The organism is Methanosarcina thermophila TM-1 (assembly GCF_000969885.1).
GTDB lineage: Archaea > Halobacteriota > Methanosarcinia > Methanosarcinales > Methanosarcinaceae > Methanosarcina > Methanosarcina thermophila.
This window is the reverse complement of the sequence record NZ_CP009501.1, coordinates 800,260-813,427: the sequence shown is the minus strand read 5'-3', so window position 1 is coordinate 813,427 and position 13,168 is coordinate 800,260. Positions and strand designations below refer to the sequence as shown.

11 protein-coding genes and 1 pseudogene are annotated in these 13,168 nt (G+C 38.2%); 6 read left to right on the top strand and 6 right to left on the bottom strand.

Annotation, left to right across the window (positions count from 1 at the left end; all coding sequences use genetic code 11):
• Nucleotides 1–243: 243 nt before the first annotated feature.
• Both MSTHT_RS03445 and MSTHT_RS03440 read right to left on the bottom strand, forming a co-directional pair.
• Entirely contained in the window at nt 244–750 is a 507-nt protein-coding gene (locus MSTHT_RS03445; RefSeq protein ID WP_048166576.1) for a protease inhibitor I42 family protein, read from the bottom strand.
• Nucleotides 751–1,134: 384 nt separating this feature from the next.
• Nucleotides 1,135–1,500 (bottom strand): hypothetical protein, encoded by a 366-nt coding sequence (locus tag MSTHT_RS03440; protein ID WP_048166575.1) that lies wholly within the window; start codon nt 1,498–1,500, stop codon nt 1,135–1,137.
• Nucleotides 1,501–2,887: 1,387 nt separating this feature from the next.
• On the opposite strand from MSTHT_RS03440, the gene MSTHT_RS03435 reads away from it, so the two are divergent.
• The 5 genes from MSTHT_RS03435 to MSTHT_RS03420 all read left to right on the top strand — a co-directional run bounded on the left by MSTHT_RS03435 (nt 2,888) and on the right by MSTHT_RS03420 (nt 6,141).
• On the top strand, nt 2,888–3,406 hold the full coding sequence (locus MSTHT_RS03435) for a hypothetical protein (protein WP_054298212.1): 519 nt from the start codon (nt 2,888–2,890) through the stop codon (nt 3,404–3,406).
• A 193-nt stretch (nt 3,407–3,599) separates the two neighbouring features.
• Nucleotides 3,600–3,902: a hypothetical protein gene (locus MSTHT_RS03430; protein ID WP_048166573.1), complete on the top strand. Its 303-nt coding sequence runs from the start codon at nt 3,600–3,602 to the stop codon at nt 3,900–3,902.
• A 126-nt stretch (nt 3,903–4,028) separates the two neighbouring features.
• Nucleotides 4,029–4,529 carry a hypothetical protein gene (locus MSTHT_RS03425; RefSeq protein ID WP_048166572.1) on the top strand — a complete coding sequence of 167 codons (501 nt, stop codon included), beginning with the start codon at nt 4,029–4,031 and terminating at the stop codon, nt 4,527–4,529.
• Between the two features lie 101 nt (nt 4,530–4,630).
• On the top strand, nt 4,631–4,792 hold the full coding sequence (locus tag MSTHT_RS14330) for a hypothetical protein (RefSeq protein WP_156149702.1): 162 nt from the start codon (nt 4,631–4,633) through the stop codon (nt 4,790–4,792).
• Between the two features lie 299 nt (nt 4,793–5,091).
• The gene (locus MSTHT_RS03420) at nt 5,092–6,141 is read left to right on the top strand and encodes a radical SAM/SPASM domain-containing protein (RefSeq protein WP_048166571.1); all 1,050 of its coding nucleotides are present in this window, start codon (nt 5,092–5,094) and stop codon (nt 6,139–6,141) included.
• Between the two features lie 39 nt (nt 6,142–6,180).
• Here MSTHT_RS03420 and MSTHT_RS03415 read toward each other — a convergent pair whose 3' ends face one another.
• A complete protein-coding gene (locus MSTHT_RS03415) occupies nt 6,181–7,971 on the bottom strand; it encodes an ABC transporter ATP-binding protein (protein ID WP_197071762.1) in 1,791 nt (596 codons plus the stop codon).
• 416 nt (nt 7,972–8,387) lie between these two features.
• Here MSTHT_RS03415 and MSTHT_RS14980 point away from each other — a divergent pair.
• Nucleotides 8,388–8,579 (top strand): annotated as a pseudogene (locus tag MSTHT_RS14980) (sarcinarray family MAST domain-containing protein); the annotation flags it as partial.
• Between the two features lie 500 nt (nt 8,580–9,079).
• Here the strand turns inward: MSTHT_RS14980 and MSTHT_RS03410 are convergent.
• From MSTHT_RS03410 to ppcA, 3 genes are all read right to left on the bottom strand, one after another.
• A complete protein-coding gene (locus MSTHT_RS03410) occupies nt 9,080–10,549 on the bottom strand; it encodes an MATE family efflux transporter (RefSeq protein ID WP_048166569.1) in 1,470 nt (489 codons plus the stop codon).
• On the bottom strand, nt 10,543–10,791 hold the full coding sequence (locus MSTHT_RS03405; RefSeq protein WP_048166568.1) for a hypothetical protein: 249 nt from the start codon (nt 10,789–10,791) through the stop codon (nt 10,543–10,545). Before MSTHT_RS03405 ends, MSTHT_RS03410 begins: the two co-directional genes overlap by 7 nt.
• A 378-nt stretch (nt 10,792–11,169) precedes the next feature.
• Nucleotides 11,170–12,750, bottom strand: coding sequence for a phosphoenolpyruvate carboxylase (ppcA, locus tag MSTHT_RS03400; protein ID WP_048166567.1), 1,581 nt, complete (start codon nt 12,748–12,750; stop codon nt 11,170–11,172).
• Nucleotides 12,751–13,168: the final 418 nt, after the last annotated feature.

Below are 13,168 nucleotides of genomic sequence, written 5' to 3'. Positions count from 1 at the left end.
TAAACTCAGGTAATAGATATAAATCTCTGGAAAAAGAAGCGAAAGAATTTCTTAATATTTCCATCTAATATATGGTTACTAGCCTTTTCGAAGTAGATCGATAATTAGCGTGCGCAGTCAGATTCCGATGATCAGGAAGGACAATCTGGATTTATAATAATTTTAATTTCCTCGTAAAATCGTAACTGCTGCCTTTATATCTTTATAACATATATCTGTCCTCGGTACACAATCCTATGTGCATTAAACTACATTTAATACAAACTCAGAAGTGAGTTTTAGGCTTTCCTCTCCAGATTTGTAGTATTCCGCTTTTATTGTTTGTTTTCCTTTTTGAGCTGCAAGAAACTTTAATTCCCTTTCTCCATCAGAGTTCGTGTCAGATAGAAGTTTGAGCCCATCTGAATGAGTCACTTTCCAATTATAGCCCGTAGACGTATCTTCTTTTAGAGAAACAGTATAACTTTCTCCCTGTTTTACAGTGACCTCACTTGTGGATTTTGAGACCATAGAAACGTCTCCACCGCTGCTTATTATAGCCTGACTTGCAGCTTTTGAAGCCACAGAAACATCTCCATCCTGTGTTGAGGCCATAGAAATGTCTTCATCGCTTATTGTAGCTTGACTTGTAGCTTTTGAAGCCGCAGAAGCATCTCCATTCTGTGATGTGGTTTCACTATTAAGCGAGATTGCAGCGACTGGAATACAGATCAAAACCAGTATAAGTATTAAACTTTTTTTCCAGTTCATTCTTTTCAGCTCTTTTACTGATTTTTTGATACGTACTGCATAACAGAAGAACTGTCAGTAAGCTAAGAAGACTATCCAACAGTTACTTAATAATATGAAATTATTGCTTTTTTAATTATAGATTTTAATTTTTGACCAAAAGTTGTTTCGTTCCATCTTCGCTGAATATTTCGTAGGATGACTTTTCTTTATGGATATTGAGATCGCCTTAACGGTGGGATTACTTTAATTTCTGAACAATTTTCGGCAACGATAAATATCTATAAAAAGAAACAAGATCATCAGTGTTTTTATCTTCGGGGCAAATGACCTGTTATTACAGTTTTTTAAACTCTCAAAAAAAGGAATTAGTATTTTTCAATACTAATTCCTATGCAGATTTAATTAGTACTTCTTCTTGTTAGCAGTAAATACGGAGAATGCTTTGCTTTCTGATTCGGCTTCGGCTTCAGCCTTGTATCCATCTGCTTGTGCTATGCCGTAAGCAAAGGTACCGGTTTCAAGCTGACCAGCGCCAGTTTCTGCATATGCTTGTGGGCAGTCACCTTCTGCTTCTGCTTCTGCTTCTGCTTCAGAATCGCTAGCGCCAACGATAAGTTTGATTGGTGTAGACTTTGCTAGACCATTATCAACATTCTTTATCTTTGTATCAAAACAATTTTCACCTGGCTTACAGCCCCCAGCTGAGGCTGTTGATACAAACGCTGTGAGGAGACACAGTGCAATTAATATTCCAATTAGTTTTCTCATTTATTCACCTCTTCCTAAACCTAAGTTAAACATATATATCATCACAAACAAATCTAGAGGTACCTTTGTAGCACTAATTAGTGGGATCTAATGATAGTGGTAGCTATCAAACACTAATTAGTGGGATCCACTGATAGTGGTAGCTATCAAACACTAATTAGTGGGATCCATTGATAGTGGTAGCTATCAAACACTAATTAGTGGGATCCATTGATAGTGGTAGCTATCAAACACTAATTATTACCCACTAATTAATTACTAATTAGTGGGATCCATTGATAGTGGTAGCTATCAAACACTAATTATTACCCACTAATTAATTACTAATTAGTGGGATCCATTGATAGTGGTAGCTATCAAACACTAATTATTACCCACTAATTAATTACTAATTAGTGGGATCCATTGATAGTGGTAGCTATCAAACACTAATTATTACCCACTAATTAATTACTAATTAGTGGGATCCATTGATAGTGGTAGCTATCAAACACTAATTATTACCCACTAATTAATTACCCCGTAGTTCTGCTGTGATGATTAAACTATACCCATACAAATTTACAATACTGTAATATCTAACTATACCCCGTACTAGTTTACAGTACTTATACCCCGTACTAGTTTACAGTACTTGTGACTTAATATTGTATAAAATGTCCCTCACAACCATAGGCTGAGACGTATGCAAAATGTGCTCAGCATACTCTGAGCTAGCATCCCCTTCCACCATAGTTGTGCTGGAATAAGTCACAATACTTAGGATTCGACTAAAATATATAAATTTATCCTTTTTATATATCTCTTTGAATATAAAAGAAACATTAAAATTAATATAGCCTAAAACGATAAATATCAATATAATAGGACTATTATAATATAAAGGGTTTCATAATTGATATTATAAAAGGTATAAAAATAATCATAGATTTATATAATTGAGCTGAAAAATCAATGTTATTTGACCTTCAACTGTCCAAGATTTAGATTTAAATCAAAATGTAAAATGTTATGTTTTTGTACTTTAAGTTCACATCATCGACCACCTTCTATACTCTTTTAACAAAAAAAATATAAAATGTTTTTTTCCCTGGCAGTCTTCTGAATGACCGTAAGGGAAGAGAAAAATCAAGTTTCAAACTGTATAGTTTTTTAATATATGAATATCTTTTTATATAAAAAAAATGCCACTATGAACAGAGCCATTTTTTTATTACTAGGGATTTTGATCATTACAGCAGATCAATATGAAAAATGCAAATCTTGGTATTTTCATGTGGCTCTGGATAGATGTAGGGCTAGTGGGCTTATTAGCGTTGCTTCGGAGTATAAACAATAAGCTGTATTCTCTGGGAGTGTAGTTCACTTTTAAATGGAGGGGGTAAAAGTGAATATATTTACAAGTTTGACTTTTAAAAGTATTACTTTTCTGTTGATATGCGCAGCACTAATGATAACTTCTATTAATAGTGCTTCAGCTTTGTCTTCAGCTGATCAGTCTCAAACAGGTGAAGTGATCGTTAATGATGGCAAGATTAGCTATAATGTTGATCAGCAACAATCTGCTGAGATATTATCTGGAGATGGAATAATAACTCAAGCCCAGCAGGGTAGTGAAGAAGTATTCGTTAACCCTCAAAGTGGGGTGGAAATCACAACTGTAAGAGCGAGCGAAATCCAAAGCGTTGATGTCCCATCTACGGATGACAGTAATAATAAAAATTCAATTGCGGAACCAAACTCAAATTTAGTTAAGACAATTAATACAGACGATAGTGGGGAAATTAAGTTAAGCCAAAGTCAAGCGTCGGATGGGGATATCTACCAGGAGCAAAGAGCCTTCTTAAAAATCATATCTACACCAAAGGATAAAGTGATAGGCATAATGCACATGCAACAAAAATAAATGATGTAATGTGAACTATAAATGATGTAATGTGAACTGCCCTTTCGGCTGGCTTGATAGCTTCGGAAAGAAGAATTTCATGGATTAGTGGGGAAAATAATGATAATTTTGACGACTCCATAAGCATTGGTCGTCTATTAATACATGACAAAAATTTGTCAAATATTTAAAGTAAACATAGGAGTGTGGCGAAATGAGAAAATTAATAGCAGTGGGTTTGGTGCTGTGTATTCTTCTCACAGTGCTGGTATCAGGAGCAAGTGCAGCCCCTAAGAAAGATAAGGTTATCCGTGGTACTGTAAGCGTATCCAATTATGTATACGCAACTGCAAGTTCTGTAGATAAGCCCTCATCTGCGAGTGCAGTTGCGTATACACAGGCGGAAATACTTAAGAATGGAATGGCTGCTTTAGGTGTTACGCAGGCTTCTGCATCTGGTAATTCCGCATATGTATATTCCGATCAAACTCTTAGTGGACACTTTACTTCTAAGTGAAGCTGAATTATAATGCTATACTATTCAGGAGTGTATTTTTGTTTTTTTAAACACAAGGGGGGATAAGAAATATTAGATAAATCAGTCTTTAATAAAATATTTTCGCTGTTCATATGTGTATTATTAATGGTGACATGTATCGGTACTGCTGTAGCTGGATCTTCAGCGGATCAAGTTCAAGCAGCCTCATTAAACGTTACTCGCGATGGAGTTAATTATATTTCTGGTCAGGTTCAGATTGCCCAAACGGATAACGGAGAGATAAATCAAGCCAGTAAAAATAATTTAAAAGTTGTTTATGATAAAGATGGTAATATAAAAAAAGTAGTTGCAAGGTTGGATGAAGAACAACAGGTTGATTCGTGGTCGAATAACGGCGATAATGAAATAGACACTAGCTCTGAACAAGGTTTTGGCATATCAAAGATAGAAAATGGTGTGAATGTTGACCTTTACCAACTACAGCATGCTGCACAAACATCGGATGGAACAATTAATCAAAAACAGTCTGCTGTAGTAAAAGTTAAACTAAAGGAAAATAAGGAAGTAGTCTCGGTAAAATTGAAGCAAAAACAAGAGGTAAAATCGGAGCAAAAACAAGTGATAAAATATCAAAAACAAGTATGATAAAATTGTACCTTTATGATTTTAAGGTTTTTAAATTATAGAAAAACTATTAATTAATTACATTTTGAAAGAATAAAAAAATTAGATGGAGTGGTGAAGAGATGACAGACGGAACAATTGATGAAATGAACATTGCTTGGTGTCATCAATTTGACAGAAACAGACGAAAGAAAAAACCATGTCCTGTGCTGAAATACGGGGTAGTACCAGTACCACCTATAGTGCCCATGTACGGGGTGATCGTAGTCGAGGATACCAAGTGAAGTAATTGAAATATGAAGAAAGAAATAAGATTATAGAAAGTTTAGTTCATATTTCTTTAAGAAATCTTTAAAGGACTTACACAGCTTAACCGAAAAATCAATAAAAAACCCATAACTGGTTAAATGGTATATTTTTAATTGCAGAATACATTGTACTTGATTTTACACTTCAACTGTGTAAGTCATACTATATTTAAAATTTGACCTCTAAATTAATGCATTCCTCCCTAAATTAATGTAGCATCCTGATGTTCAAATCTATCTTTTGCCAGATTCTCATTTTATACGGAGTAATACAAATGAATCAAATTGAATACATACCTCAATTCTGTGTATGGGAACTTACGCTAAAATGTAATATGAATTGCAAACACTGCGGCTCTATGGCAGGAAAAGCCAGAGGAAGAGAACTCACAGTTGATGAATGTCTTAACGTCGCCGAACAGCTAATAGAACTTGGATGCGAACAGGTAACTTTCATTGGAGGAGAAGTTTTTCTGTACAAGGGATGGGAAAAAATAGCCAGAAAATTATCTGAAAATGGTCTTCATGTTAATATTATTACCAATGGCTTTTTACTTGGAGATGAACAAATTGCCCAGATCAAATACGCCAAATTAACTAATGTGGGAATTTCTCTCGATGGAATGGAAAGCAATCATAATAATATGAGAAATGTAAACACATCATTCGAAAAAGTGATGAAAGCTTTTGATATCTTCAAAAGAGAAAAAATACCTGTGGCTGTTGTAACCAGTCTGGTTGATAGTAATTTTGAGGATTTATGGCAAATGTATGAGTTACTTGTGGAGAAGGGCATAAAGGCCTGGCAGATACAGATAGTTAATCCAATGGGAAATATGGCCGATGAAAAGAATCTTATCCTGGACCCAGCTAAGGTGCCGCTGATTACCAAGTTTATTAGAGAAAAGCGTGAAGAAAAGAAGATCGCGATCTATGCAGGAGATGACATCGGATACTTTGATGAAAATGAACCATATTTGAGGGGTCCGCCAGGGACAGTTTGTGAATGGTCAGGATGCCAGGCGGGCTTGCGAGTAGTGGGAATAGATAGTATAGGCAATGTAAAAGGTTGTGAATCCCTGTACTCAGATGAGTTTATTGAAGGCAATTTGCGTGAAGAATCCTTATCCGAAATCTGGTTTAAAGAAGGCAATTTTGCTTACAACAGAAATTTTGATGTTAGTATGCTGACAGGCAGTTGTAAAGATTGTGATAAAGGAGCCATTTGCCGAGGTGGATGCAGGGGAAGTTGTTATTTTACAACTAATTCTAAATTTGAAAACCTTTACTGCTGCTATCCTGAAAAAAAGCAAAATGTAACATGACTAAACATAAATTAGAACTTAATCTTAGATCTTTTTTCTTTAGTTATAATGTTTTGATTGAATCCTAAAAAGTTGTGCATACTCACCATCAAGAGCCATCAATTCATCATGAGTACCACTTTCCAGGATCCTTCCCTCTTTCATGAAATATATGGAATCCGCCATTTTCACTGTTGAGAGTCTGTGACTTATTATTATAGCAGTTCGACCTGCAGCAATTTGCTTAAATTTTTTGAAAACTTCGTCTTCAGCCTTCGGATCTAATGAGCTTGTAGGCTCGTCCAGAACTATTATCTGGGAATCCCGGAAAAAAGCCCTGGCAATAGCTATTTTCTGCCATTCCCCAATACTCAATTCTGTGCCATCCTCAAGCCACTTTCCCAGGATAGTCTCGTAGCCATTATCAAGCTGTTCAATAATACGATTTGCTCCTGAACACGCCGCTGCTTGCAGGATATTTTTTTCGTCAACAGGCTTATTTACATCACCGAACCAAATATTTTCTCTAGCAGTTAAATTGTAATGTATATAATCCTGAAAGACGATACTAATTTCTTTTCGTAAATCTAGTATTTTGAAATTGCGGATGTCGATTCCGTCAATCAGTATCCTTCCTTCAGTCGGATCATAGAATCTGCAAAGAAGTTTTATCAGTGTAGTTTTGCCCGATCCATTGTCTCCAACAAGAGCTATGGTCTTTCCAGCACTTATGTGCAGGTTGATGTCTTTCAGGACTCTGGTTTTTTGGTTAGGATAGCTAAATCCAACATGTTCGAAGAAGATCCCATCTTTAATCTTTTCAGGCACTGGTATTGTATTTGATGATTCTTTCAAAGCAGGCTTTAGATCTAAAAATTTATAAAGCGTTGTCATAAAGAGGTTGTCCTCGTAAAGATCTGCAAAACCATTTAGGAAATTAGAAAGAAATGAATAGCCCTGTTGTAAAGCTCCAAAGTACATTACCAGGTCACCAAGGGTTATATTTCCCTGAAAAGCTCTCATAGCGATAAATATGAAACTTACAAAAATAGTTGCAATACTAACGGTTTGGGTAGCTAGGTCTGCTACAGATTGTTTAGCTGTTATGGTTAATCGTTCCTTTCGAAGCTTCTTACGTAAGTTATGGTACCTTTTCGTGAACAAAGGCCCAAGATTAAACAGTTTGATTTCCTTTACACTACTATTACTGGTAAGCAGCCAGTGAAAATACCATACTTTTCGTTCCTTTGCCGTGCAAGAACATTGCCATTCATAAATTCTGTTTGAGTATATCAAACGAACAAAGGCTACTGGTATGGCTGCAATTGTTAGAGATGCAGCTACAATCCAGCTAAAAGAAGCAATCAACCCGAATACAATCACTAAGGATATACCATTTTGGCATACCTGGAAAATGCTGTTAACTATTCTTGTTGGCCTGAAAGGAGCATCATTTTGAGCTCTATAGAGTGTATCGTAATACTTAGGATTCTCATAATATTCTAGGTCAGCCTCAATTGATTTATCATGAAGTAAATCAAGGATATTGTCTGAAACCAAAGCTGCCTGTGCTTCACTAACTATACTTAAAACTGCACTGTTCAGGACAGTGAAAAATGCTGCCGCAGCTGCTAGGAAGATAAGGAGCACGATATGTCCGAAGGCAGCCTCTTTATTTGATGAGGAGATACCAGTCGTTACAGAGTCCACTATCAATTTCATAAGATAAAGAGAAGCCAATGGCAGAGCACCTTGCAGCACTATTAAAAAGGCACTTATTAGCGTCCATCCAGGTGCGCTTTGCCAGACAAGCGAAAGTGCACGTTTAAAGTTGAGAATATCAATTCTCATTTTTCTTGCAGATTCCGTCATAGGCTATATATCCTCATCATCGAGTGGAGAGTTCTCCACTTTCAATTCAATGCACTTTTTTTCTGTGATTATTGATTCAGAAATAGCATCTCAAATATACTGCTCACTTTATAAAGATGTAATTATATGCACTTATAACCTGTTTTTGTTATCTGAACATTGTCATAAATTTGTCGTTTGTTTTTGTCCCTTTATCTATCATGGTTTAAAGGTTGACACTTTTTTCTTACTTTTGCTGCTAACTCTGCTGCATTGCTATGAAAAGGAATCTCTGGCAAAGTTAATAGCCCATTTGACTTCAAACTAGCTCCTGTAACTATTCTAAAGGTGTTTATACACAACGTCAGCTTCCTACTTTATTAAAGGCTTATATAAGCATAGATTAAACAGAAAGAATAGAAAAATACTCGAAACCGGAAATTTTAGAAGCAAATGCTTCTAAAGAATACGAATGGACTGTAGAACCGACTGAAAGATGGAGAGGTGGGTCGATACCTCTAGATATATATTACGCAATTTTTGCTCATGGAGATTCTGAGCCTCTTGTTAATGGAGGTTTTACTGTTGCCTACTGCACTATCTCTAATGAATATTACGAAGGCGAAACTTCTACTCCTGAACAACCTGAATCTGAAACTCAATCCACTTCTAATGAAAAGCCAGTTTCAGAAGCTTCAACTCCAGCGGCATCCACACCATCTTTCAGTTTAGTAACGGCTATTCTGGCGCTTGCGCTTATGCTCTTCAAATACTATCGCCACTAAATTATTAGGAATAAAAAATATTTACAGAACAGGTATGAGTTTTTAGCACTTTCCACGCAATATAAGCTTCAGGGAATTGTTTTCCGCTGGCGGCACTTTACAGCAGTCATTAACTCCGTAAGTGAGTAAGTTATATTGCTGGACTCATTGCTGGACTCAACAAGTTGTAACCACGCACATTCAAAACTAGAATTCTAGTGAAAGTGGAGATAACAGCAGCATGAACTGGCTCTCCTTATAAACTTTGCTTTTGCAGCAAGAATGAAGAGGCATTTCTGCCTCTTTTTTAAAGTTCTAGGAGAGGAATTTCCTTGAGAAGCATCTCACGAGATGTCTTTTTTTTCTGCAGGCTTGAATTTAACAAACCTGGAATTTTCCTCTACTTCGGTTTTTCCGATCTGTCTGATTACTGTTAACGCCTGATTTTTACCAGCTGGATGTTTATTCTCTACTGCATTGTGCTTGAGAAACTTAAATTCCTTCGAAAGCATGACCAGAGCTATTATCATCATGAGGTACTCTGTGACCGGAGAAGCCGACCAGACCCCATCGAGGCCGAAGAAGATCGGCAGAATGAAGAGCAGAGGAAGCAGGAAAACAAAAATTTTTCCCAGATAGATGAAAAGTGCTGCTCGGACCCTGTTTATTGACTGGTAGTAGATGGCAGTGAGGAGCACAGTACCTTCAACGAGCAAAGAGAACATGAAGATCTCCATTCCTCGCAGCGTAATTCCCAGAAGTTCGGTGTCGTCCTGGCTGAAAATCTGAATAACTCTCTCCGGAAAGAGGTAGACCAGTGCAAAACCGAGAGCTCCCACGAGAATACATGAGAGAATTGTAAGTTTCAGGGTCTTTGAGACTCTCTCATAGTATCCAGCACCGAAATTGAAGCCTATAATCGGCTGCACTCCCAGGGCTATTCCTTCGAAAAGCATATAGAAAATTGAGAAAACATATCCTATAATGCCGTAAGCTGAGACCGCAAGCTCGGAACCGTACCTGAGCAGCATATAATTATGTGCAAAAAGCACAAAAGCAATTGATATCTGCATTACGAAAGACGGGGTTCCGGCTCTGAGGATCTGGAGCAGAGTTCCCAGTTTCAAGCTCATGGCTTTAAGCCTGAGTTTGAGTTTTGCCTGACTGCTAAACAGATAATGTATTAGCAGTAACGCCGGGAGGGCAAAGGAGATTATTGTGGCAATAGCGGCACCTGACATTCCCATGCCCATACGCATAATAAAAAGGTAGTCAAGCACGAGATTTACAATTACTCCTGCAATCATGATATTCATACAGAGCCTGGGTTTCCCGTCGTTTCTTACTAGCGGATCAAGGGCAATTGCCAGAATCATGAAAACCGAACCCATAAAAATAATCCTCAGGTACTCGCGGGCAAAATCCAGGGTAGGACCGCTTGTCCCAAGTAAGCTGATTGAAGTTTTACAGAAAACCAGCCCCGCTACTGTAAAGATAGCTCCTGTAAGAAGGCACAGGGAAAAAGCATTATGTACTATATCCAAGGCTCTGTTTAGATTTCCTTTCCCAAGTTGCAATGCTGTAAGACTGGATGCCCCTATTCCTATAATTACTCCAACTGCGATTATAGCCATATAAGCCGGATATGCAAGGGTGACTGCTGCAAGCCCCTGGCTTCCGATAGCATTTCCTATAAAGAAACCGTCAATTATTCCCTGAATTCCAGCAATGATGACTCCTACAACGGTAGGGAACGCGAATTTCAAGAAGAGATTCACAATATTTCCAGATCTCATTTCTTCATCGCTTACCATTCCCTATCCTCCTTAAGTTTCAAAGTCGTTTTTCCGAATACCGGGGTTTCAAATTTCGGAACTTTTGTCGTAACTTTTCCCATTGTCCGGTGAGAGAACCTGTTCAAAGAGGAACTGGCAGCATAGAGGTAAGTGATATTATGCCTGTGTGATGTTTGGTATTTTCTTCTTATAATTTTGTATATTCTTGAGGGATCAAGGTAATGAGACTCAATCCTCTCAAGCAGTTTAAATGGAGTCATATCTCATCCTGGATGAAGCTTCAGAAAAATATGCATATTTCAAGTATAGCTGCCCTGTTGCAGAATTATATTAGCCTGTCTACCCCAAACTAGCACCTGCATATAATCTATGGGTCATTCATACTGCATCCCTGCAGTACTTATTCGTTTTACGAAGCCTCATCGCTTATTGGAACGTAAAGGAGGATTCAAACGAAATCAAGAATCCTGTGATACAACAAAGCAGGTAAAATCCGTGTCCAGATAGCTATCTGATCACAGTTAATTTTTATATACTAAGAATTATTCATTTGTATATATAAATCTTCACTTTTTTGATTTAGTGGGTTAATTGCATTTTAATTCCAAAAAGGTTTAGGGGGTTAAGGAAAAATTTCCTTAACCGAGAGCCTTCCTGATTTTCCCCATTTTAGTCAGGGTCGAGCACACAAGCTGGGAAACTTCCTCATCCATGCATTCTTCTGCACTTTTTGCCTGGAGAAGGTCGGGCTGCATCATTTCCAGCAGGATGCGGTATGAGGGTTCGGGTTTGGTTTCAAGGTCAAAGATCTCACGTACTATCTCAATGTCTTTGCGGATTTCTTTCAGACATGCTTCGGGCAGGAAGCGCGAAGCTACATTGAGGTCAAGGTACCGGGATGCAAAATTCAGGTCGCTTGCTAGGGAAGGAAAGTACTTTGTCAGTAGATTTTCACAGGCGGCTTCTCCGAGTTTTTCCTGCGCTTTTTGAAGGGCGCGCCCTGTGCCTATGAATTCTGGAGGCAGGCCTATGGAATAAAGTGCACCTGTGAACTTGATCGCCCTGGGAAGATGGAGGTTTTCGGCAGGCATGCTGGCTTCAAGCTCTTTTCCTACATCGGTGCGGCAGAGTTTGACAACACCCGAAATGTCAGGAGCATTTCTTGAATAGCCGCCTGTTCCTTTATGCATAAGACGGTCTCGCTGCTGGGGGAGAAGATCAGCTATCCGATTTATCATGGGAGCTATCTGCCTGAGAATCCGACTGTATTCTGCTCCAAATATCCCTATGAGATTTACTATTTCTTTTTTTTCCTCGGCTGAAAAAAGTTCAGGTGTCTCCGGCAGTTTTGCCTTTGCAAGATTTACCAGGGCTTCAGCGTCGCCTTTTTTATGGCTATACCTGAGGGCTGATTGGAGAGTAATGGTTCCTATCCCCCGGTACTCCCTGAAGAAATTGTCTGCGTTTTTCAGGTCAAGGTGTCCCCTGAAAGGCAGAGTCCCTGCTCCGAAGATAATCCCGATTTGGGTGTCGATTTCGGAATTTAGCTCGGATAGTCCGTTTATTGCGTATTTGCAGGATAATGTGCTTGCAACATGCCCGAAAGATAGGGCAGAATCCGATTTTCCCAGAAATACCCTGAACTTGTCCGGTGATGCCCCAAAACGTTCTTTCCAGGCATGCATCGTGTTTTCGACAAGCTCTGCTGCATATAGCAGTGAAGGAGCATCTTCGATAAGAGGAATTATGCGCGGGACTTTCATTGAGAACCCGAATTCCTTTTTTGCAAGTTCACTTACAGCTACCATATGTTGCTGGGCTTCAAGAATTTCCCTGACGCTGTCTGTCATGGGATGCACGAACTCATTGATTGCTTGGATGTCCGGATACTCATGTGCATTGTAATTAGCTTCTGCAATCGACATCATAACCATGAGTTGCCTGAACCGGTTTTCCTGAACTGCACTCGGAGCCCTCGGCGTGATGAAAAAGTCCTTCCCGGGCACAAGGTTAGTTTCCTCTATAAGTTTTGATACAATCTGGACATTCTGATGGTAAGGCGTCGCCTTTCCTTCGTAATCCGGCATGTATTCATCACAACCGAAGACCGTTGCAGCTTCTATAGCTTCTTCAGGTTCTTCCTGTGTTGCGATATATCTCGATGCCGAATCAGGGTGCTGGGTACACATTACCTTTGGAAATTCAGTTTTACTGCTCATGAAAAGAACCCTCACTGTGTAAAGCTTAGCCCTGAAGATTAGCTGCTGAACTCAATATTGGATTATTGAACTCGATATAGCTACTACCTGTGCTTTTTTTTAGCGGAGCGCAGGTAAACGAGTTTATTGTTAACCATTAAATATATGCAAACTGGTGCCGGAGAATATGTTTACTCAAAGATAAAGATTTCCGTTTACAATAAGTTGACATATTGTACTTGTTCCGGAATTACAGTCAGTGAACATTGGCATTAAATAGAGATGGTGTAAGGTAGTATAAAATTCGAAATTCCAGATAAAAAGGAGGAAGTAAAAAACAAGCCTTGCAGAAATTACAGAAAACAACAGGTACCTATTTGGAAACTGTTTCGTATATATTAGTTTATATCATTTACTGTGTATTAAATTATAATAAATA

Excerpts from the sequence above, each read along its gene's own strand:
- MSTHT_RS03410 (WP_048166569.1), bottom strand. The coding sequence starts at position 10,549 with ATGGTAAGCGATGAAGAAATGAGATCTGGAAATATTGTGAATCTCTTC.
- MSTHT_RS14330 (WP_156149702.1), top strand. The coding sequence starts at position 4,631 with ATGACAGACGGAACAATTGATGAAATGAACATTGCTTGGTGTCATCAA.
- MSTHT_RS03415 (WP_197071762.1), bottom strand. The coding sequence starts at position 7,971 with ATGAGAATTGATATTCTCAACTTTAAACGTGCACTTTCGCTTGTCTGG.
- MSTHT_RS03420 (WP_048166571.1), top strand. The coding sequence starts at position 5,092 with ATGAATCAAATTGAATACATACCTCAATTCTGTGTATGGGAACTTACG.
- MSTHT_RS03425 (WP_048166572.1), top strand. The coding sequence starts at position 4,029 with ATGGTGACATGTATCGGTACTGCTGTAGCTGGATCTTCAGCGGATCAA.
- MSTHT_RS03405 (WP_048166568.1), bottom strand. The coding sequence starts at position 10,791 with ATGACTCCATTTAAACTGCTTGAGAGGATTGAGTCTCATTACCTTGAT.
- ppcA (WP_048166567.1), bottom strand. The coding sequence starts at position 12,750 with ATGAGCAGTAAAACTGAATTTCCAAAGGTAATGTGTACCCAGCACCCT.
- MSTHT_RS03440 (WP_048166575.1), bottom strand. The coding sequence starts at position 1,500 with ATGAGAAAACTAATTGGAATATTAATTGCACTGTGTCTCCTCACAGCG.
- MSTHT_RS03445 (WP_048166576.1), bottom strand. The coding sequence starts at position 750 with ATGAACTGGAAAAAAAGTTTAATACTTATACTGGTTTTGATCTGTATT.
- MSTHT_RS03430 (WP_048166573.1), top strand. The coding sequence starts at position 3,600 with ATGAGAAAATTAATAGCAGTGGGTTTGGTGCTGTGTATTCTTCTCACA.